We start from the raw sequence: 19,529 nt of genomic DNA, 5'->3' as shown, positions 1-19,529 counted from the left end.
CGATGAACGGAACGCCCGTGAGATCGTTTAAGCCGTCGCCGTCGGCGTCGCGGAAGTGGTCGTTGATCCCGTCGCCGTCGGCGTCGGCAAATCCGAAGGGGTGGCGGAAGGGCATGCCCGTGTCATCGTGGATGCCGTCGCCGTCCGCGTCGACGAAGCCGAAGCCGGGGCCGTACGGCATGCCGTCGACATCGTTCATTCCGTCGCCGTCGGCGTCGCGGAAGCGGTCGTTGATCCCGTCGCCGTTACCGTCGGCAAAGCCATGTTCCATGAAAAATGGATAGCCGGCGTAGAGTCCGGCGCCATCGCAGATTCCGTCTCCGTTGGCGTCGATGAACATGTCATTAATCCCGTCGCCGTTGTCATCGACGAATCCGAAGCGGAAGCCGTTGAAGCCGGTGTGTTCGAAGGAGCCGTTGCCGACTCGGACGGTGCCGAGCGAGAGGCTGCGGCCTTCGAGCATCTGGAAGGGGATTTCTACCGTTGTTCCGTCAGGGTGATGGAGGAACAGGGAGTGGCTGCCGTCCTGGACGTTGTGAATCTCGAAACGCCCCTGCGCGTCGAGGGGGATGGCGGCGGAACCGTCATCCAGGGTGAGGGATGTCCCCGGAGCAACGGCCTGCGGCTGCGCCCCAGCTGTGTCGATCGTGCCGACGACCGTCCGGGCAGTCGCCGGCGGAGCCTCGGCAATGGTCGTGGGTGTGGGGGTGACCGGAGCAGCTCCGTTGTCACTGCTGCCGCCTCCGCCGCAGGCGGCAAGAAGCAGGGCCAGCATGGCGGTCGGCAGGGAATCGCGGAAGAGGTTCCTTCTCTTCAGGTTCCTTCGAATCCTTTTCATACTATCCTCCAACAAAGGGTTGTCTCTACCGTTAAAAGGAAAACGTTCCATACTTGTATCCCTTTGTTTGCATCTGTCAATACGTAAAAACAATTATTTTTCAATGACTTAATGAAGGTGGTCGATGCCGCAGGCAGGATTTCATTGCTGGCATTGAGTTGGATGGCTCAGTAATCGACCCCGGGCTGGGGTTCGATGTCCTTGCGGTAGGCGTGCTTGATCTCCCGCACCTCGCTGACCGTGTCGGCGATCTCGACGACCTCGGGGTGGGCGTCGCGGCCGGTGAGGACGAGGTGGAGGAGGGGGGGCTTGTTGCGCAGCAGGTCGAGGACCTGTTCGAGGTCGACCAGCTTGAGCTTGAGGGCGTTGTTGATCTCGTCAAGGATCAGCAGGTCGCAGCCTCCTGAGGCGATCTTCTCCCGGGCCAGGTCGATGGCGTCCTGGGCGTTGGCGCGGTGCTCCTCCCACGGGTAGGGATTCCCCTGGATGCCGCAGAACCCCTTGCCGGTGGCGACCAGCTCGATGTCGCAGTTCATCTGCTTGACCCCGTCCCACTCCCCGGCATAGAGATCCCCCTTCATGAACTGGATGATGCAGACCCTCATCCCGTGCCCGCAGGCGCGCAGCGCCATCCCCAGCGCCGAGGTGGTCTTCCCCTTGCCGTTGCCGGTGATGACCACGATCAGCCCCCGGCGCACCTTCGGTTCCAATCGGTCGATCTTCGCCGGTTTCGTTCCGCGTTTCATGGTCATTCCTTGGAATACGGATCACGGATCACCGATCACGGATCACCGATCACCGATCACCGATCACTGCCCTCAAACCATCTTCCGATACGCCCCTCCGACCTCGGCCAGGGTTCGAGTAATCTGTCCAAGGGTCGCGTGGCGCACGGTTTCCAGCAGCTCGCCGAAGACGTTCCCTTCCGTCCGCGCCACCTCCTTCAATCGCGCCAGATAAACGGGGGCGTCCTCGCGGTGGCGCTCCTTGAAGGCCTTGACCCGGGCCAGCTGCCGCTCCCGGTCGGAGGGGCCGGGACGGACCACTTCGGCCACGGGCGGGTGCTTGTCGGGGTGACCCTCGGGGAGTTCGTGGACGTTGTAGCCGATCACCCGGCGGCGCGGCGGAGGGGAATTCTCTCCGACCGAGCGCCGCCGCTCCCGTTCGTAGCGGGCCGAATTCTCGGCGATGCAGCGGCGCTGGTAGCCCTGCTCCGTCGCCGGGCCGACGCCGCCCAGCTGATCGAGGCGGTCGAATTCCTCGAGCACTCCGGTCTGCACCTCCTCCATCAGGGCGCGAAAGGCATAGGAACCGGAGAGGAGATTCTGGATGACGAAGGCCTCGGCCTCCTCGCGCAGGTAATTGGGGATCATGGTCGCCTGGCGCACCCACTTCTCACCGGGGGTGGTCATCGGCTCGTCGGCCGAGTCGACGTGCAGCGAGTTGGTGTTGGCCAGCAGCCCCAGCAGCGCGTGGTACGTCAGCCTCACCGGGTTGAGAGTGTCCCATTCCTCGGCCTGGAGGGCGCGCCCCGAGGTCTGGGTGTGGAACTTGAACATCTGCGATCGCTCGCAGCCCCCGTAAATGTCCCGCAGGGCGATCGCCCAGATCTTGCGGCAGACCGCCCCGTAGGCGAGCCATTCGGCCTCGTGGGAGACCTTGAAGAAGAAGGAGAGGCTGGGGGCGAAGTCGTCGATCGGCATCCCCCGGGCGAGAAAATTCTCTACGTAGGTGAATCCGTTCGCCAGGGTGAAGGCGAGTTCCTGCACCGGCGTGGCTCCGGCTTCGCCGATGTGGTAGCCGGAAACGCTCAGGGAGTAGAACTTGCGCACCTCCTGGTCGATGAACCACTGCTGGACGTCGCCGAGCAGTTTCACCGCGAAATCGGTCTGGAAGATGCTTTCGTTCTGGGCCTGGACCTCCTTGAGGATGTCGGCCTGCACCGTGCCGCGCAGGGCGCGCAGGGTCTTCAGGCGCAGTTCCTCCCGTTCGGTCTCCGTCAACGGGGCGCCTTTCGCCTCTTCCGCGCGCTCGCGTTCGATCTCGATGGCGGCGGTGAAATACATGGCGAGCATCACCGGCGCCGGACCGTTGATGGTCATCGAGGTGCTGATGTCGGGGATGGAGAACCCTTCGAGGACGAGCTTCATGTCTTCCCAGGTGTCGATGGCCACGCCCCCTTCGCCGATCTTGCCGACACTGCCGGGATCGTCGTCGCTGTCGGCGCCGTAGAGGGTGATGCCGTCGAAAGCGATGGAGAGCCGGGGCCGGGCCACCCCGCGCGCCAGCAGGTGCAGGCGGCGGTTGGTTTCCTCGGGGCCCCGCAGGCCGGCGAACTGACGGGTGGTCTCGCCGGCGGATACCGGCCGGTAGGGATAGAGGCCGGTGGCGAAGGGGAAGCTTCCGGGCAGCCCTTCCGCGAGGAGGAAACGCAGGCTCTCGGCCCGATCCTCCGGGTCGGGGAGCGCCACCCGCGGCAGCTTCAGCCCGTTGGGGGTCTCCACCGCCGGCTCCATTCCCAGCCGCAGCGCCGCCTGCCGGGAGAGTTCCCGCCACTGCCGCGGCCACTCCTCGAGCAGCTGCCGGCATCGCGGGTCGAGCCGGGAAGGATCGCCGGGATTGCGGCGGATTTCGGCGAGCTGATCGGCCGTCCAGCGGTCATACTCCCGCACCCGGCCGGCAATCTCCGCCAGGTAGGCGCGGCGGCGGTGGGGGACCAGGACATGGTGTCCGGCGTAGCGGAAGATATCGTTTTCGGCTGCCGTTTCCGGCGCGTGCCAGCCCAGGCGTCGGCAGATCTCGGCAAAGAGCCGGTCGATCCCCGGGTCTCGGGCGGCCTTGGCGGTCGCCGGGAAGAGCGCCCCGGTTTTCCCCAGGTCCCTCAGCACCGCATCCATCTCGCCGAAGGCTCCTTCGGTCCCTTGAAGATCAGCCTTGTTCAGCACCACCAGGTCGGCGTCGCGCAGCAGCTGGTCCTTCTGCAGCTGCAGGGCACTGCCGTATTCCCGGGTCTTGACGCAGACCAGCAGATCGGCCTTCAGGGCTCCCGGGTCGAGGCCGGTCTGGGAGGTCCCCGGCGTTTCCACCAGCAGCAGATCGAAGCCGGCGGCCCTCAGCACCCGCAGCATCGGCGGCAGGAAAGGGCTCAAGGGAGCGTAGGGAGTGCCGGTGGCGACGCTGCGCAGCCAGACGCGCTCGTGGTAGATGTTGTTCATGCGCACCCGGTCGGCGAGAAAGGCGGTGGGGATCTCGCCGCTGCGGGTGGTGGGGTCGTTGGCGAGTATGGCGAGCCTTTTACCCGGGGCGGTGTCGAGAAAGCGGCGGACCACTTCGTCGATGAGGGTGCTCTTGCCGCTGCCGCCGTCTCCGGCAACGGCCACCACCCTTGCGCCGCCGCCCCTGGCGTCCAGCCAGTTGCGCCAGGGCTCCAGCCCGCGGTCGCCCTCCCTCCCGGCCACATCCAGAAGGCGGCTCAGGGCTGGCGGCTCGAGGGGCCGGTCAGAAGGAAGAGGGGGATCAGGAGTTGCGGGCTCGACCCGGTTCCGAACGGTCCGCTCCATCAGGTCGGCGGCGATGGCATCGAGCGGCCAGCCGGGTCCGTAGATCTTCTCGACGCCTTCGGCCTCCAGGGTGGCGGCATCCACGGACAGAATGGTGCCGCCTCCGCCTCCGAAGACCAGGACATGGGGGATTCCCTTCTCCTTGAGGAGTCGCACCAAGTGAGGGAAAAACTGCAGGTGGCCGCCGTTGTAGGAGCTGACCGCCACCGCATCGGCTCCCTCCTGCAGCGCCGCGGCGGCGATCTGTTCGCCGGTCATGTTGAAGCCGAGGTAGATGACCTCCACCGGACGCGGGCCGGCAAGCAGGGCACGGTTCAACGCCAGCACCGAGGCATCGTGGCCGTCGTAGGCAGCCACCGCCGTTATGATTCTGAGGGGGCGCTCTAGCATCCTGGAAACATCCCCTTTCTCAGGCCGATCGGCCTGCTATCCGATCCGTCGGAAGCCGCGGGGATAGCGCTCGCTGGCCAGGTCTGCGTAGAGCCGCTTGTAATGGAGCCACTCCCGTTTGTGCTCGTCGGTCACCTTGCCGACCACTTTGGCCGGGATCCCCACCGCAACTGCGCCGTCGGGGATGTCTCCCCGCACCACCGCCCCCTCGCCGATGATGGCCCAGTTGCCCACTTTCGCGTAGTCCGAGATGATGGCCCCGACCCCGATGACCGCGTTGTCCGCCACGGTGCAGTTGTGGAGGATGCAGCCGTGGCCTAGCTGGACCTGGTCGCCGACGACGGTGCGGTCCCCCTCCCGGGCGTGGATGACCACGTTCTCCTGCACCGACGTGCCGTTGCCGATGACGATGGTGCCGTAATCGCCGCGAATGCGCGCCCCGACTCCGATGAAACACTTTTCCCCGATGGTCACGTCGCCGATGACATCCGCAGACTCGGGGACGAAGGACCCCGCTCCGATCCGGGGCTGCTTGCCTTCGAATTCGTAGAGTGCCATGCCTGTCTCCCGTCTCCTCCTGCGGTCACAGGAAAAATGTTTGTTTTCACCAGTATAGCGCAGAATAAGGAGCGGAGGTGTGAGGGGGAATGGTTGGGGAAACTACACGATCCCCAGTAGGGACTTATTCCCCATACCCCTCTGAAAGCTTTTGATCTCGCCGATGGCGGTGACCCAGGGGAGCATGTTTTCGCAGTGGAGATTGTAGGCGGGGTGAACCCCCCTCCACGAACTCTGTATTAGTATCTATACAGGATTAGCGAATTCCAAATAACTTCTTGCAATCGCTGTTTTCCCCATTATTGTAAAATCAAACGCAACCAGGAAAGGAGTCACGAGAACGAGAAAAGGCATCGAGGCGAAAGGAGGCGGTTATGCGCACCTTACGAACAGGCATAGCGGGGGGAATCGCTCTGGTTCTTCTCTGCGGCGCCGGAGTTTCCGCGGAGCCTCTGCCGGGCGGAACGCTCGACCCGACCGAAATCCCCAAGTACGTCACGCCCCTGGTCATCCCGCCGGTGATGAAGAACGACGGGAGTCCTGACAGCTACGATATCGCGGTCAGGGAGTTCAAGCAGCAGATTCTGCCGGGGGGGATCTGGAACTCCATCAACGGCCGCGATGACAAATTCAAGGCCACCACCGTCTGGAGCTACGGACCGGCAGACGATCCCCTGCCTGAGGTGGCTCCGAACCCCGATTCCGGTTTCAACTATCCGGCCTACACCATCGAGTCCGTTTCGGGTACACAGGTCGATGTGCGGTGGATCAACGGGCTGGTGGACAAGAATGGCAGGTATCTGGAGCACCTGCTCCCAGTCGACCAGACGGTGCACTGGGCGAATCCCCCGCAGGAGTGCAGGGACGGAACCGAGAGAACCGACTGCGCGGGGATCAGCGACAAGGTTTACAAAGGGCCGGTTCCCATCGTGACCCACCTGCACGGCGCCCATGTGGAGCCGCACAGCGACGGCTACCCGGAGGCATGGTGGCTGCCAGCCGCCAACAACATCCCGGAGGGATACGCCACCGAAGGAAGGCTGTTCGACGATTCCACGGGCCAGTCCCCGGGCAATTCCGGCTACGCCGACTACAGTTACCTGAATGATCAGCCGGCGACCACCCTTTGGTACCACGATCACACCCTGGGGATGACCCGCCTCAACGTTTACGCCGGGCCGGCCGGTTTCTGGCTGATCCGGGGAGGTGCTTACGACCAGCCTGAAATTTACGACTCGGGCGAGGCGGCCGTCCTGCCCGGGCCTGCCCCTGTCGCGGGACAGGGTGTTCTCGACCTCAATGTTCCCGGAGGAGCCCGGGACGGCATTCGCGAAATCCCCGTCGCCATCCAGGACCGAAGTTTCGACCGCAACGGCCGACTGTTCTATCCCAAGTATCGGGCCTTCTTCGAAGGCATCACCCGTGGTCATGGTCGCCTGCAGATCGACTTCGCCTCCTTCTCCGACGTCCTCCCGCACTGGCAGCCTGAGGCTTTCTTCAACGTGATGGTGGTCAACGGCGTCTCCTGGCCCCAGCTGGAAGTTGGCCAGGCCCGATACCGCTTCCGCCTGCTGAACGGGTGCGACTCGCGCTTTCTGAATCTGGCGCTGTTCGTCGTGACCGGTCCGGGCCCCGACGGCGAAACGGGCACCGGCGACGACATCCTCGGAGAAGAGATCCCCTTCTACCAGATCGGTGCCGAGCAGGGGTTCCTGACGAACGTGGTGGAGGTCAGGACCGGCTTCGCCACGCTACTTCCGGGCGACGGAACGATCCCGGCGGGGGTGCCGGCTCCGGACCCGGATCAGGCGCTGCTCATGGGCCCGGCGGAGCGGGCCGACGTCATCGTAGACTTCAGCGGACTTGGCGATGGAACCGTGGTGCGCATGATCAACACCGGACCGGATGAGCCCTTCGGCGGCTTCAGCCTGGATGCGACCCCGGGTGACGAGCCGGAGGCCGATGCCGGCACTACCGGCCAGGTGATGCAGTTCGTGGTGGACGCCGAACTGACCGGATGGGGAGGAACCGACCCCGGGACCGAGACCCCTGCCACGGCGCCTCAGGACCTGGTGCTGAACGCCGAGGGGCCCCTGGGGGCACTCACCCGCGCCACCCCTCGCAATGTATCGCTGAACGAGGCGGAGTCCGAGGAAGTGTGCGTGCTTCTTGATGTGGCAGAGGATGCCTTCGTCGTACCGATCCGCCAGGTTCCCTGCGACATGCCTGATCCTGAACCCGGCGTGATCGAAGTCGTGCCTTTCGGTCCCACCGAGGCCCTGTTGGGGCAGGTTTCGGGTTCCGGCACGGGTGCTACAGGCATTCCGCTCAAATGGACCGACACAGGCGGACCGGACGTGGCGATGAAACTGGTGGAACTCGAAAACGGCAACAATGTAACCGTCCATGTCACGGAGAATCCGGCCGAAGGTGCCGTCGAGGAGTGGGACATCTACAACTTCACCGCGGATGCCCATCCGATTCACCTGCACCTGGTGCGCTTCGAGGTGGTCGCGCGGACCCTTTTGGATGGAACACCCAGTCCCAATGGAAGCCGCCAGCCCTGGGAGACGGGCTTCAAGGACACCGTGGTCGCCTACCCGGGCGAGATCACCACGGTAAAGGCCCGATTCGACATCCCGGGCCTGTACGTCTGGCACTGCCACATCGTCGAGCACGAGGACAACGAGATGATGCGGCCGTACGCCGTCGGTTTGCCCACACTGGCTCCGGAGTAGCGCCGGCCACCGCCGAGGCCGAGGCCCACCTGACAGCCTGCGCCCGCTGCCGGCGAGCCGTGGAAGCGCTCCAGCGGGCCAGGACGAGCCGCGACGGCGGCGGAGCCGGGCATATCTTGGGCCGCTTCGCCGAAGGTCTGCCGCGCGGCGAACTGACACTGCTCGAACCACTGCCCAGGTCGCCCTCGGCGTCGCCACCCCTTTCCTCCCTTGCGACCTTATTCTTCGTACCCCTTCTCGAAACTCCGGATCTGCCCGATGGAGGTGATCCAGGGGAGCATGTTTTCGCAGTGGAGATTGTAGGCGGGGGTAACGGCGGCGGGGGTGTCAAGGGTGCCGATCTGGACGATGAGCTTGCCGGGGACCATCTTGTTGCGGTTGAAAAGAGCGGTGCCGCATGCGGGGCAGAAATGCTTTGCCAGGTTGTCGGAGACCTGGTAGGTGCTCAGGCTTTCCGCTCCCTGGATGAACTCGAAATCCTCCTCCCGGACCAGGGCAAAGGACTGAAAAGGGCCGCCGGTTATTTTCTTGCACTTGTTGCAGTGGCAGTTTCCGGCCATGCGGATTTCGCCGTTGATCCGGTATAGGGTAGCGCGGCAGAGGCAGGAGCCGGTCAGTTTCTCGGACATGAGATTTCCTCCTGGAGTTTTGAAAGTGATTCCTGGGGGCACTTTAACATCTGGTAATCAATACAGTTTCTACCATAATCCGGTAATGTCAATCGCCTGACCTGGTCTGCACCGGCGGATGCCCGCGGACAAGCGACGGACAGGAGGTATTGACAGGTCAAAGCCAGGAATTATGCTTGCTCTTGGATGGCTAAAGGGACACCGGTAGACACCTCAGGGCACCGGCTCCGATGATCAGATCCGAGGCGGAACGCAGAAGGAGCAATGGCATGGTCAAGTACAGGATCTGGCCCGGCAAATCCTATCCCCTCGGGGCCACCTGGGACGGACAGGGGACGAATTTTGCCGTCTTTTCCGAACACGCCGAAAAAATCGAACTGCTTCTATATCCCTCCGAAAGTGCCGAAGAGCCCGAGGCGGTGATCTCCCTGGAGCACCGGAACGGCTATATATGGCACGTCTACCTCCCCGATGTGATTCCGCCCAAATGCTATCTGTACCGGGCCCACGGTCCCTACGAACCGTCCGCCGGTCATCGGTTCAATCCGGCCAAGGCCCTTCTCGACCCTTACGCCAAGGCGATCGCCGGCCGTATCCAGTGGAACGAGGCGCTCTTCGCCTACCCCTTGGGCGGTCCGGAGGAGGACTTCGCTCTGGACAGCCGTGATTCGGGACCCTTTCTTCCCAAGTGCGTGGTGACCAATCCCTTTTTCGACTGGGAGGGCGATCGGCCGCCGAAGACTCCGTGGAGCCAGTCGGTCATCTACGAGGTCCACGTCAAGGACGCCACCATTCGCCACCCCGGGGTCGATGCCGACCAGCGGGGGACCTACGCCGGCCTCGCCTCTTCGGCCATGATCGACTATTTCACCGGTCTGGGGATCACGGCGGTGGAGCTCCTGCCGGTGCATCATCATGTCGACGAATGGATGCTCAGGGACAAGGGGCTGGTCAACCACTGGGGGTACAACACCATCGGCTTCTTCGCCCCGGATAGTCGTTACGGCACGGGCAGCGGACGGGGGGAGCAGGTCAACGAGTTCCGATGGATGGTCAAGCAGCTGCACAAGGCCGGGATCGAGGTCATCCTGGATGTGGTCTACAATCACACCGCCGAGGGGAACCATATGGGGCCGACCCTCTCCTTCCGGGGGCTGGACAACCTCTCCTACTACCAGCTCAGTCCCAAGGACAAGCGCTTCTACATGGATTTTACCGGATGCAGCAACGGCCTGAACATGGCCCATCCCCAAGTGACCCAATTCATCATGGACAGCCTGCGCTACTGGGTCCTGGAGATGCACATCGACGGCTTCCGCTTCGATCTCGCCGCCGCGTTGGCCCGGGAGTTGATGGAGGTGAACTATCTCTCCGCCTTTTTCGACATCATCCACCAGGACCCGGTCCTCTCCCAGGTCAAGCTCATCGCCGAGCCCTGGGATCTCGGCTCGGGAGGATACCAGGTGGGGAAGTTCCCGCCGCTGTGGGCCGAGTGGAACGGCAAGTACCGGGATACCGTGCGCACTTTCTGGAAAGGGGATGAGAGCGGGGTGGCGGAGGTGGCCTACCGCCTATCCGGTTCGAGCGACCTCTATCAGGAGACGGGGCGAAAGCCCTATGCCAGCGTCAACTTCATCACCGCCCACGACGGCTTTACCCTGCGGGACTTGGTAAGCTACGATCACAAGCACAATGAGGCAAACCAGGAGGAAAACCGCGACGGTTCGGATCACGACATGAGCTGGAACTGCGGCGTCGAGGGACCGACGGAAGATCCCGACATCAAGCGGCTGAGAGTGCGCCAGATTCGCAATTTTCTCGCCACCCTCATGCTCTCTCAGGGGGTGCCGATGCTCCTGGGAGGAGACGAATTAGGCCGGACCAAGCAGGGGAACAACAATACCTACTGCCAGGACAATGAACTCAACTGGTTTGGCTGGAACCTCGATGACGAGGCGCAGGAGCTCCTCGCCTACACCCGTCGGCTGATCGAACTGAAAGCGGGCCATCCCGTCTTCCGCCGGCGCCGCTTTTTCCAGGGGCGGCCGGTACACGGCTCGGAGATCAAGGATATCACCTGGCTGCGCCCCGACGGGGAGGAGATGAGCGAGGAGGACTGGGAGGCGGGTTTCCATCGGACCATAGGGGTCCGCCTGGCCGGTGAGGCTCTCGGGGAGGTGGACGATCTCGGGCAGCCGATCGTGGACGATACCTTCGTTCTGCTTCTCAACGCCTGGTGGGAGGACATCGATTTTCGACTGCCCCCCTCGGAGGAACCCTGGGGGCGGGTGCTGGACACCTTTGAATCGGATCCCTTTGCGGACGGGAGCACCCGCGGTGAAGGGATTTACCTCCTGCGCGGGCGCTCCCTCGCCCTCTTCAGCATTCCCAGGCCGGCGGATACCCTGCTTTAGGGGGCCGTAAATAAATCTCCCTCATTGCCAGCCAAACTACAGAAATAGAACACGGTGGATAATGAGCTGCCTTGCGTGTTGCTTTATCTTTGACAAATTTCAGGGATCGAAAGTACTTTCGGATCTCAATCAATAGTGTTTGTCCGAAAATTCCTATAGGAGGCGGCGCATGGACGTGGAAACCAGAGAACAATTCGAAGAGGGAAAGAAGCAGATCGCCGAAGTGGCGACCCGGTATGCCGGCCAGCACGGGCTGACGCCCCGCGAGATCCGGTGGGAGGAGAGGGGCTTAGATGTCTCCATGGTTTTCGAGACCGACAATCACCAGGTGGATATCCCCTTTTCGGTGGATGAGGTCGCTTTTTATCCCGAAGGCGTCGGGAACGATGTGACGAAGAGGAAGATACGGGATAAATTCGCCGGCCTTTCCATCTGATCGATACCCGCTGCAATTTGAAGCGAACCCAAAGTCCAGAGGCGGCAAAGCCATTGCTGCTTGAAGAGTTAAGAGTTGTAAATGTCCCCTGCGGCCTTTCTGACGGCTTGTCATGTCTTCTGCCGGCGGTAGACTAATATAAATACCTTGAATCACTCTATTCGCCGCTCGGCCGTCGCGGCCGGGCAGACCGGGAACCGTGTGAGATGCAAGAGCCCTTTCAAAACCGGGTGAGCAGTGAGGTTCTGGGGAAAAAGCAGGTTCTGAGCAATGTCCAAAAGGCTTCCATCAAGGGCGCCATCATCTACGCCCTTGTCGCAGGGGCGTGGATTCTCTTCTCGGATCGCGTCCTCCTGTGGTTTTTCGATGATCCGATACTCCTGACCCAGGCGCAGACCGTCAAGGGCTGGCTCTTCGTCGGCGCCTCGGCGTTGCTGCTCGCCTGGCTCATGCGCCACTATATCCGGCAGGCCTATCGGGAAGGCGCACTGCTGGAAGAGGTTATCTCGCACATTCCCATCTATGTCTTCTGGAAGGACAGGGAGGGTCGATACCTCAACTGCAACCAGAGGTTCGCCAGTGTCGCCGGGGTCGGCAACAGGGAAAACATCGTCGGTAAGACCGATTATGAACTGTTGTGGCGGCGGGAGGATGCGGAACTGATCCGGCGGAACGATTTCAGTGTCATGACGAGCGGCAGGCCCCTTCTCGATGTGGAGGAAACCCATCTGCAGGCCGACGGCGGGACGGCCACATTTTTGACAAGCAGGGTTCCGTTGAAGGGGGAATCGGGAGAGGTGATCGGGGTGCTCGGCATCTGCTCCGACATCACCCGGCGCAAGCGCGAGGAGGAGGAACTGCGGGAGAGCCGGGACCGGGCTCAGGCCAACCTCGACGCGGCCCTTGATGCCATTATCGAGATGGACGGAAAGGGCATCATCTCCGGCTGGAATTCCAGGGCCGCGGAAATCTTCGGCTGGCCGGCCGAAAAGGTCGTAGGTCGGCGGCTCTCCGAAACGATCATGCCGGACCGCTTTCGCCCGGCCCATGAAGAAGGGCTGCGGCACTTTCTGGGGACAGGGGAGGGGCCGATCCTGAATCGGCGCATTGAAGTCACGGCTTTGCATCGGGACGGGCACGAGTTTCCCATCAAATTGGCGGTTGCTCCGATTCGCCGGCGCGGCTCCTACCGCTTCATCGCCTTCATCGAGGACATCACCCATCACAAGCAGGCGGAAAAGGCGCTCCGGGAAAGCCGGAAACTGTTTCGCGATCTGGTGGAAAGGATCAACGACTGGGTCTGGGAGATCGACCGCAATGCGGTCTATACTTATGTCAGCCCGAGGGTTCGCAACCTGCTGGGATACAAGCCGAAGGAGGTGATCGGCAAGACGCCGTTCGACCTCATGCCGGAACCCGAAGCGAAACGGGTGGAGGCCTTCTTCCGGGAGCAGAAGGAAAAATCCCAGGCCTTCGAAGCCCTGGAAAACACCAATCTTCACAAGGATGGCCGTCTGGTCGCCCTCGAAACCAGCGGGGCGCCGTTCTTCGATGAGGATGGAACCCTGCTCGGCTATCGGGGCGTCAACCGCGACATCACCGAACGCAAGCGGGTCGAGGAGGCATTGCGGGAGAGCGACCGGATGAAGACCGCATTCGTCCGAACGGTGGCCCACGAGTTCCGAGCGCCCCTGACCTCCATCCAGGAGTTTTCCGAGTTCCTGCTGAGCCGGGAAGACCTCCACGGTGAACAGCGCAGGGAGCTTCTCGGCACCATCCACGAAAGGTCCGCCGCCCTCGGCAGGGCCGTGTCGGACATCCTGGATATTACCCGCATTGAAGAAGGGCAGGGGCTGCCGTTGATCCAGGAGCCGTGCCCGGTGAAGGAGCTCTTCGACCGGTTGGGGCCTTTCCTGGAAACAAAGGCCTCCCGGCATCGGTTGGAAATCACCCTCGCCGAGGAGGACGCCCGGGTGCTGGTCGACGAGGCCAGGATCGGGCAGGTTCTGGAGAACATTGTCGGCAATGCCCTCAAGTATTCGGCCGAAGAAAGCCTGGTCCAGATCCGGGGGGAACCGGAAGGAGACTTTTACCGCGTCACCGTGACCGACCACGGAATCGGCATGACCGCCGAGCAGGTCGACAGGATCTTTGACAAGTTCTACCGGGCCGACGAAACCTGTGCGACCGTTGCAGGCGTCGGCCTCGGGATGAGCATCGTCAAGAACATCGTGGAGGCTCACGGCGGCAGGATTTGGGTGAAGAGCGAACCGTGCCGGGGGACAACGGTCGGCTTCACCCTGCTCCGTAACGCAGCCGGACAGAACCGGGAAGGATGAACCGGTTCCTCAGCCCATCCACCTCCCCCCTTCCAGCACCATCCCCGCCACGACTGTGTAGCGGGCCAGTTTTCCGAGGGCGACCAGCAGCAGGAAACGGCGGATGCCGACGCGCAGGACTCCGCCGGCCAGGCAGAGGGGATCGCCGACCACCGGCAACCAGGAGAGCAGGAGCGACCACGACCCGAAGCGTTCGTAGAAGCGCTCCGCCCGCTGACTGGCCTTCTCGTCGATCCGCAGCATCCTGCGGGTGAGGAACGGTCCTCCCCAGAGGCCTATGGCGTAGGTGGTCAGGGCGCCGAGGGTGTTCCCCACGGTGGCGACGGCGACGGCAGAGAAGGGATCGCTCCCCTTCAGGAGCAGAACGGCCAGGAGCCATTCGCTCCCTAAGGGGATGAGAGTGGCGGCGAGAAAACTCAGCAGAAAGAGGGCGGGGAGGCCGTGCTCGGCGAGGAATGCTTCCATGCGGGCACTTTATGGCAGGGCGTGGGTGAAGTCAATGAGGATGGGTTGGCGTTCAAAAACTCCGAGGGGCGACGCCATCAGTCTTGACAGCCGGAGCCTGGATGAATAAACTTCGGCAGATTTTTTAAACATCCTTGCGACCCGGGAAGGAAAAATAGCCATGAACAGCTGTCCCTGCGGAAGCGGCAACGATTATTCCGCCTGCTGCGAACCGATCATCACCGGGAAGAAACCGGCCGAGACGGCCGAACAACTGATGCGGGCGCGTTATTCGGCCCACGTGAAGGCCGATGTCGATTTTCTCTTCGACAGCACCCACCCGGATTACCGCGAGGGGTACGATCACAAGGGGACCCGAACCTGGGCCGAGAATTCCGAATGGCACGGACTTGAGATTCTCGAGACCGTTCAAGGCGGCCCCGGGGATGAAGAGGGCGAGGTGGTGTTCGTCGCCCGCTTTCGCGACAAGGGAGGTCTGCGCAGCCATCACGAACGCGGGAAGTTCAGGCGCAAAGGAAAACGCTGGCTGTTCACCGAAGGGATCATGGTCAAGTCGCAGCCGCTGAGCGTGAGCAAGATCGGCCGCAACGATCCCTGCAGCTGCGGCAGCGGCCTCAAGTACAAGAAGTGCTGCGGGAAGTAAACGCCTCATGGACAAGGAAAATATCCTGCGCGGGATCGTCGCGGCCTTGGCCGCCGACCTCGCCACCCTGACCGCGGCGGCCAAGGGGGCCCATGCCGCAGCCACGCACGAAGAATGCGCCCCCGATAACAAGTACGACACCACCGCTCTCGAGGCCTCCTATGTGGCCCAGGGGCAGGCCAACCGCGCCTCGGAAATCCGCCGGGCGCTGGAGCGCTACCGCGCCCTGGACCTTCGTCCCTTCGACGAGAAGACGCCAATCCGCCTGACCGCTCTGGTCACGCTCGAATCGGACGACGGCAGTTGCAGGCAGGTGTTTGTGGGGCCTGATGCTGGGGGATTGAAGGTGGGCGACGGCAAAACGGAGTGCATCGTCATCACCCCGGAGTCGCCCCTGGGGCGGGCTCTTCTCGGCAAGATCTGCGACGATGAGATCCATACCGGCGAGGCCGCAGCCAGTAAGACCTACACCATTGTAGCCGTCGCCTGATCTCAGGGGAAATGCGGAAAAGAAAGGGCTAGCGCTCTTTCGCCTCGATGACCTCCTCGATCCATTCAATGGCGGCAATCATGCCGGGAAACCCCATGGTGGTAAGGGCGAGCAATGCGGCATGGCGGACTTCCTCCACACTGGTTCCTTCCTCGATGGCCCGACGGGCATGGGATTTGATGGCCCCTTCGGACTGCTGGCCGATGGCGATTCCCAGCTTGACCAGCCGCCGGCTTTTCTCATCCAGGGGGCCGGCCTCATGACAGGCCCGTGCCAGTTTCTCATACTGATCGTTCAGCTCGGGGTAGTGTTCGCAAAAGCGCTTGAAGGGAGAAGGAAGGTAGGGCATGGAGGCCTCCTGAAGCAAGTGTGTTTTGCTTCAGTATAGTTGGCTACGGCGGGGAGTCAATCAAGGGTTGGCCACCGATCTCACGCGAAGTTGAAAGACTCTTCCTAAAAAATCAACGGTGACGAATAGCGCCGCAGGGTCTTTCCGGATGGTGTTGCTCTTCCGGACCGTCGAGCGTTTACTAGGCAGGAACTTTACTTCTGCCCGACGACACATGGTCGTCCGCTCTGCTCTCCCTCGTCGGCGTTTCCGTCACCGTTTGTCTTCACCTTATCGCCGTTCTAGAGTATGTCAAACAAAAAAATTCGACTAAGAATCGAATATTTACAACTGCCTTAAAATTACCCGCCTTTCAGTCCCTGCACTCCGTCCTCATCCGCGATAAATATGGGCCGCGATCCCCTCGATCACCGCCGCCACAACCAGCAGGGGCAGAATCAACATCAGGTAAACACGAAGGCTTGCGGTCAGCCGTTCCTTCAGGCGCTGCCAGCGGGGGGCCTCCATAATCCAGAGACCGACCCACAGCCCAAGCCCCCAGGCTATGAACATGGCCGGCAGCTCGAATACCCCGTGCGGCAGCAGTCTCCAGGACTCCGCCGGCATCAACCGCAGCACCGCCCCGAAAAGAATGCCGTTGACGGAGATCGCCGCCACGGGAACAATTCCGAAAAATATCCCCAGAAGAATCGCCGTTCCGGCGGCCGCGGCATTGCGCAGAAAGATGGCAAGGATCAGGTCGGGGGTGTTTTTCTCCAGGAATTCCCGTACATACTCGGCAAAGTTCGCCAGAGCCGCATCCCCGATGTGAGGATACAGCGCACCCCCGATGCCCGCCAGGATGAAAAGAACCAACGATACCGCGATCTGTCGGCGAGCCTCTCTCAGGATATGGATGACGCCGCCGCTCCCGTCTGCCTGTCGATTCATTTTCCCCGCTTTCGGAAGTTCATAAAGGGGCAAACCCTGCGGCGCTCGGGATCCGGGGCTCGGGAACGCCGGCTGTTTGCAAAACGATAAATGTCATTTAACGTTTAAATGGTCCAGGAAATAATCAAAGGCGTCCACTACGCCGGAGAAAAGGAGAGAGGCCATGACTGAGAAAAAGGGAAGGACGTATGGCGCCTGCGAAGGTCCCGCGTGTCATTCCGACCATATGTGTATTCTTATGGAAAAGGGGCAGACCGAGGAGATCCGCCGGCGCTCCTCCCATCCCGCCTTTGCCTGCGGCAACTGCGAGGCGCGCGCCAACGAGGCGAAGGATCTGTGCAATCCTCAGCCTTTGTAGGAGGATCCGCCCCGGCGATCGTGCAGGGCTGAGAGATCACAAAACAACAGTGACGGATAGCGCCGATGGGTTTTCCGGAAGGGATTTTTTCTTCCGGATCTTCGAGCATGTTGCTGACAGGGATTTCTTCCTGTCCGACGTTTCAAGTCGTTTGCTCTACTGTCCCTCGTCGGCGTTTCCGTCACCGTTTGTTTCTACCTTATCCCCGGTGTCCGGGATGTCAAGCGGCAGGTTCATTTTTTCCACCGTCGGAAAAGGGTTTCTTTCTTTTCTCTGTCTCCGGTGGCGCCCGGCTGCCTGTCAGCAAAGGCGGGGGCCGCACGGAGCCGGGATTGACGGTTGCGCTTCGCCGCCGTTGCCAAAGAAAAACCTTCCGCTATGATCTCTTTACCATCCCGGTAAGAGGAGATTTCGCGGTGCCGAAAAAATCGAACACATACCGGCGGCGGCTGCCGATCGGAGCGGAACCGGTCCCCGGAGGAGGAGTCCACTTTCGAGTATGGGCACCGATCCGCCGGAAGGTAGAAGTCTTGCTCGAGAAGGGCCCTGAAGGGACGGCGCCCGGCGGGGGAACCATTACACCATTTCAGAGCGAAAAGAACGGCTATTTTTCAGCTCTCGTCCCCGAAGCCGGGGAAGGAAGCTATTACCGCTTCCGCCTGGACGGCAGTGATCGGCTCCTTCCCGACCCCGCGTCACGGTTTCAGCCCAACGGGCCCTTCGGCGCCTCCCTGGTCGTTTTGCCGGAGACCTTTGAATGGTCCGATGGAGACTGGCCCGGGACCCGCATGGCGGGGCAGGTCATCTACGAAATGCACGTCGGCACCTTCACCCAGGAGGGGACCTGGGAGGCGGCGAGCCGGGAGCTCCCGGAGCTGAAGGAATTGGGCGTCACCCTGCTCGAGATCATGCCGGTGGCCGATTTCCCCGGACGCTTCGGCTGGGGATACGACGGCGTCAACCTGTTCGCCCCGACCCGACTGTACGGACATCCCGATGACTTCCGCCGGTTCGTGGACGCATCGCATGGATGCGGGATCGGTGTGATTCTCGATGTCGTCTACAACCACCTGGGGCCGAACGGCAACATGCTCAGGGAATTTTCCCCCGACTACTTTACCGACCGGTACGAGGGGGAATGGGGGGAGCCGATCAATTTCGACGGGGACAATTCGGGTCCGGTGCGGGAGTTCTATCTCGCCAACGTCCGCCACTGGTTCGAGGAGTACCATGTCGACGGGCTGCGCCTCGATGCGGTTCAGGGAATCCACGATTCCTCCGATCCGCACATCGTCCGGGAAATCGTAGAGACCGGAAGACGGGCGGCGGGAAAACGTTCGGTGGCGATCATCGCCGAGAACGAGGCCCAGCAGGTGCGGTTGCTGAAGCCGAAGGAGGAGGGGGGATACGGCCTGGATGCGGTGTGGAACGACGATTTCCACCACAGCGCCATGGTCGCCCTCACGGGTCACAACGAAGCCTATTACACCGATTACCTGGCCAGCCCCCAGGAATTCGTTTCGCTGGCCAAGTACGGCTTCCTCTACCAGGGTCAGCTCTACAAGTGGCAGGGGAAGCGCCGCGGCTCCCCCACCTTCGGGCTGCCGCGCTGGGCCTTTGTGAACTTCCTTCAGAATCACGACCAGATCGCCAACTCCGGGAAGGGGCTGCGCTGCCATCTGCTCACCAGCCCCGGGCGCTACAAGGCCCTGACGGCGCTCCTCCTGCTCGGTCCGGGGACGCCGATGCTCTTTCAGGGGCAGGAGTTCGCCGCCTCGACCCCCTTTTTCTACTTCGCCGACCATCCGGAGGAGGTCGCCGTCCCCATTCAGCAGGGACGAACGGAATTCCTCCGACAGTTCCGCAGCCTCGCCGTTCCGGAGATTCAGGCGAAGCTGCCCGACCCGGCCGATCCGTCCACCTTCGTGCGCTGTAAATTGAACGCCATGGAGAGACAGGAACACGCGCACTACTATCAACTGCACAAGGATCTGCTGAATCTGAGACGCAGCGATTCCGTCTTGGGCCAAGCGGACCATCTCGCGATCGACGGAGCCGTCCTGGGCCCTGAAGCCTTCGTGCTGCGCTATTTCGCCCCCGAACAACGGGACCGGCTGATAATGGTGAATCTCGGGCGGGATCTGCATCTCGATCCGGCTCCCGAACCGCTGCTGGCGCCGCCGGAGGGGAGCCGATGGCGCATTCTCTGGTCGAGCGAAGACCCGAAATACGACGGCAGCGGAACCGCGCCCCTGGACAGCGAGGAGAACTGGTGGATACCGGGGTGTGCCGCCGTGGTGCTGTATCCCGACGACGAAAGGGAGGAGCAGGAGGATGCTCACTAAACTGATACGCCATCTGAGCTGGGAAAAGACGCCGGTCACCGAGGATA

General features: G+C 62.2%; 15 protein-coding genes and 1 pseudogene. 8 read left to right on the top strand and 8 right to left on the bottom strand.

What is annotated here, in order from left to right; translation table 11 throughout:
• The 4 genes and pseudogenes from DTF_RS25345 to DTF_RS0107530 form a co-directional block, all read right to left on the bottom strand.
• A pseudogene (locus DTF_RS25345) lies at nucleotides 1-838 on the bottom strand (hypothetical protein); the annotation flags it as partial.
• Between the two features lie 167 nt (nucleotides 839-1,005).
• Nucleotides 1,006-1,584 carry a cob(I)yrinic acid a,c-diamide adenosyltransferase gene (gene cobO, locus DTF_RS0107540; protein WP_051361110.1) on the bottom strand — a complete coding sequence of 193 codons (579 nt, stop codon included), beginning with the start codon at nucleotides 1,582-1,584 and terminating at the stop codon, nucleotides 1,006-1,008.
• A gap of 72 nt (nucleotides 1,585-1,656) precedes the next feature.
• Nucleotides 1,657-4,788: a methylmalonyl-CoA mutase family protein gene (locus DTF_RS0107535; protein ID WP_027714830.1), complete on the bottom strand. Its 3,132-nt coding sequence runs from the start codon at nucleotides 4,786-4,788 to the stop codon at nucleotides 1,657-1,659.
• Nucleotides 4,789-4,824: 36 nt separating this feature from the next.
• Nucleotides 4,825-5,346, bottom strand: coding sequence for a gamma carbonic anhydrase family protein (locus DTF_RS0107530; RefSeq protein WP_027714829.1), 522 nt, complete (start codon nucleotides 5,344-5,346; stop codon nucleotides 4,825-4,827).
• 374 nt (nucleotides 5,347-5,720) lie between these two features.
• Here DTF_RS0107530 and DTF_RS0107525 point away from each other — a divergent pair, with 374 nt between their 5' ends.
• Entirely contained in the window at nucleotides 5,721-8,084 is a 2,364-nt protein-coding gene (locus DTF_RS0107525; protein WP_035056112.1) for a multicopper oxidase family protein, read from the top strand.
• A gap of 218 nt (nucleotides 8,085-8,302) precedes the next feature.
• Here DTF_RS0107525 and DTF_RS0107520 read toward each other — a convergent pair whose 3' ends face one another.
• Complete coding sequence (locus DTF_RS0107520; RefSeq protein ID WP_027714827.1) at nucleotides 8,303-8,713, bottom strand: GFA family protein; 411 nt, start codon at nucleotides 8,711-8,713, stop codon at nucleotides 8,303-8,305.
• 269 nt (nucleotides 8,714-8,982) lie between these two features.
• Between DTF_RS0107520 and glgX the strand changes: the two genes are divergently transcribed.
• From glgX to DTF_RS0107505, 3 genes are all read left to right on the top strand, one after another.
• A complete protein-coding gene (gene glgX, locus DTF_RS22475; protein WP_035056109.1) occupies nucleotides 8,983-11,127 on the top strand; it encodes a glycogen debranching protein GlgX in 2,145 nt (714 codons plus the stop codon).
• Nucleotides 11,128-11,296: 169 nt separating this feature from the next.
• On the top strand, nucleotides 11,297-11,563 hold the full coding sequence (locus DTF_RS0107510) for a hypothetical protein (protein ID WP_027714826.1): 267 nt from the start codon (nucleotides 11,297-11,299) through the stop codon (nucleotides 11,561-11,563).
• A 206-nt stretch (nucleotides 11,564-11,769) separates the two neighbouring features.
• Entirely contained in the window at nucleotides 11,770-13,902 is a 2,133-nt protein-coding gene (locus tag DTF_RS0107505) for a PAS domain-containing sensor histidine kinase (protein ID WP_027714825.1), read from the top strand.
• A gap of 9 nt (nucleotides 13,903-13,911) precedes the next feature.
• Here DTF_RS0107505 and DTF_RS0107500 read toward each other — a convergent pair whose 3' ends face one another.
• Nucleotides 13,912-14,367, bottom strand: coding sequence for a YqaA family protein (locus DTF_RS0107500; protein WP_027714824.1), 456 nt, complete (start codon nucleotides 14,365-14,367; stop codon nucleotides 13,912-13,914).
• Between the two features lie 160 nt (nucleotides 14,368-14,527).
• Here DTF_RS0107500 and DTF_RS0107495 point away from each other — a divergent pair, with 160 nt between their 5' ends.
• Nucleotides 14,528-15,010, top strand: coding sequence for a YchJ family protein (locus DTF_RS0107495; RefSeq protein WP_027714823.1), 483 nt, complete (start codon nucleotides 14,528-14,530; stop codon nucleotides 15,008-15,010).
• Nucleotides 15,011-15,017: 7 nt separating this feature from the next.
• A complete protein-coding gene (locus DTF_RS0107490; protein ID WP_027714822.1) occupies nucleotides 15,018-15,500 on the top strand; it encodes a GreA/GreB family elongation factor in 483 nt (160 codons plus the stop codon).
• Nucleotides 15,501-15,528: 28 nt separating this feature from the next.
• On the opposite strand, the gene DTF_RS0107485 is transcribed toward DTF_RS0107490, so the two are convergent.
• Together DTF_RS0107485 and DTF_RS0107480 are read right to left on the bottom strand one after the other, a co-directional pair.
• The gene (locus DTF_RS0107485; protein WP_027714821.1) at nucleotides 15,529-15,849 is read right to left on the bottom strand and encodes a carboxymuconolactone decarboxylase family protein; all 321 of its coding nucleotides are present in this window, start codon (nucleotides 15,847-15,849) and stop codon (nucleotides 15,529-15,531) included.
• A gap of 372 nt (nucleotides 15,850-16,221) precedes the next feature.
• On the bottom strand, nucleotides 16,222-16,779 hold the full coding sequence (locus DTF_RS0107480; RefSeq protein ID WP_155890749.1) for a stage II sporulation protein M: 558 nt from the start codon (nucleotides 16,777-16,779) through the stop codon (nucleotides 16,222-16,224).
• A gap of 163 nt (nucleotides 16,780-16,942) precedes the next feature.
• Here DTF_RS0107480 and DTF_RS0107475 point away from each other — a divergent pair, with 163 nt between their 5' ends.
• Both DTF_RS0107475 and treZ read left to right on the top strand, forming a co-directional pair.
• Nucleotides 16,943-17,137 (top strand): hypothetical protein, encoded by a 195-nt coding sequence (locus tag DTF_RS0107475; RefSeq protein WP_027714819.1) that lies wholly within the window; start codon nucleotides 16,943-16,945, stop codon nucleotides 17,135-17,137.
• Between the two features lie 416 nt (nucleotides 17,138-17,553).
• Complete coding sequence (gene treZ, locus DTF_RS0107465) at nucleotides 17,554-19,482, top strand: malto-oligosyltrehalose trehalohydrolase (RefSeq protein WP_035056210.1); 1,929 nt, start codon at nucleotides 17,554-17,556, stop codon at nucleotides 19,480-19,482.
• Nucleotides 19,483-19,529 lie beyond the last annotated feature (47 nt).

This window comes from Desulfuromonas sp. TF, from assembly GCF_000472285.1.
GTDB lineage: Bacteria > Desulfobacterota > Desulfuromonadia > Desulfuromonadales > ATBO01 > ATBO01.
Note: the sequence above shows the minus strand (reverse complement) of the source record. Positions and strands in the feature narration are given on the sequence as shown.

Bases quoted from the DNA above. Each gene is read 5' to 3' on its own strand.
- cobO (WP_051361110.1), bottom strand. From the start codon at position 1,584: ATGAAACGCGGAACGAAACCGGCGAAGATCGACCGATTGGAACCGAAG.
- DTF_RS0107535 (WP_027714830.1), bottom strand. From the start codon at position 4,788: ATGCTAGAGCGCCCCCTCAGAATCATAACGGCGGTGGCTGCCTACGAC.
- DTF_RS0107530 (WP_027714829.1), bottom strand. From the start codon at position 5,346: ATGGCACTCTACGAATTCGAAGGCAAGCAGCCCCGGATCGGAGCGGGG.
- DTF_RS0107525 (WP_035056112.1), top strand. From the start codon at position 5,721: ATGCGCACCTTACGAACAGGCATAGCGGGGGGAATCGCTCTGGTTCTT.
- DTF_RS0107520 (WP_027714827.1), bottom strand. From the start codon at position 8,713: ATGTCCGAGAAACTGACCGGCTCCTGCCTCTGCCGCGCTACCCTATAC.
- glgX (WP_035056109.1), top strand. From the start codon at position 8,983: ATGGTCAAGTACAGGATCTGGCCCGGCAAATCCTATCCCCTCGGGGCC.
- DTF_RS0107510 (WP_027714826.1), top strand. From the start codon at position 11,297: ATGGACGTGGAAACCAGAGAACAATTCGAAGAGGGAAAGAAGCAGATC.
- DTF_RS0107505 (WP_027714825.1), top strand. From the start codon at position 11,770: ATGCAAGAGCCCTTTCAAAACCGGGTGAGCAGTGAGGTTCTGGGGAAA.
- DTF_RS0107500 (WP_027714824.1), bottom strand. From the start codon at position 14,367: ATGGAAGCATTCCTCGCCGAGCACGGCCTCCCCGCCCTCTTTCTGCTG.
- DTF_RS0107495 (WP_027714823.1), top strand. From the start codon at position 14,528: ATGAACAGCTGTCCCTGCGGAAGCGGCAACGATTATTCCGCCTGCTGC.
- DTF_RS0107490 (WP_027714822.1), top strand. From the start codon at position 15,018: ATGGACAAGGAAAATATCCTGCGCGGGATCGTCGCGGCCTTGGCCGCC.
- DTF_RS0107485 (WP_027714821.1), bottom strand. From the start codon at position 15,849: ATGCCCTACCTTCCTTCTCCCTTCAAGCGCTTTTGCGAACACTACCCC.
- DTF_RS0107480 (WP_155890749.1), bottom strand. From the start codon at position 16,779: ATGAATCGACAGGCAGACGGGAGCGGCGGCGTCATCCATATCCTGAGA.
- DTF_RS0107475 (WP_027714819.1), top strand. From the start codon at position 16,943: ATGACTGAGAAAAAGGGAAGGACGTATGGCGCCTGCGAAGGTCCCGCG.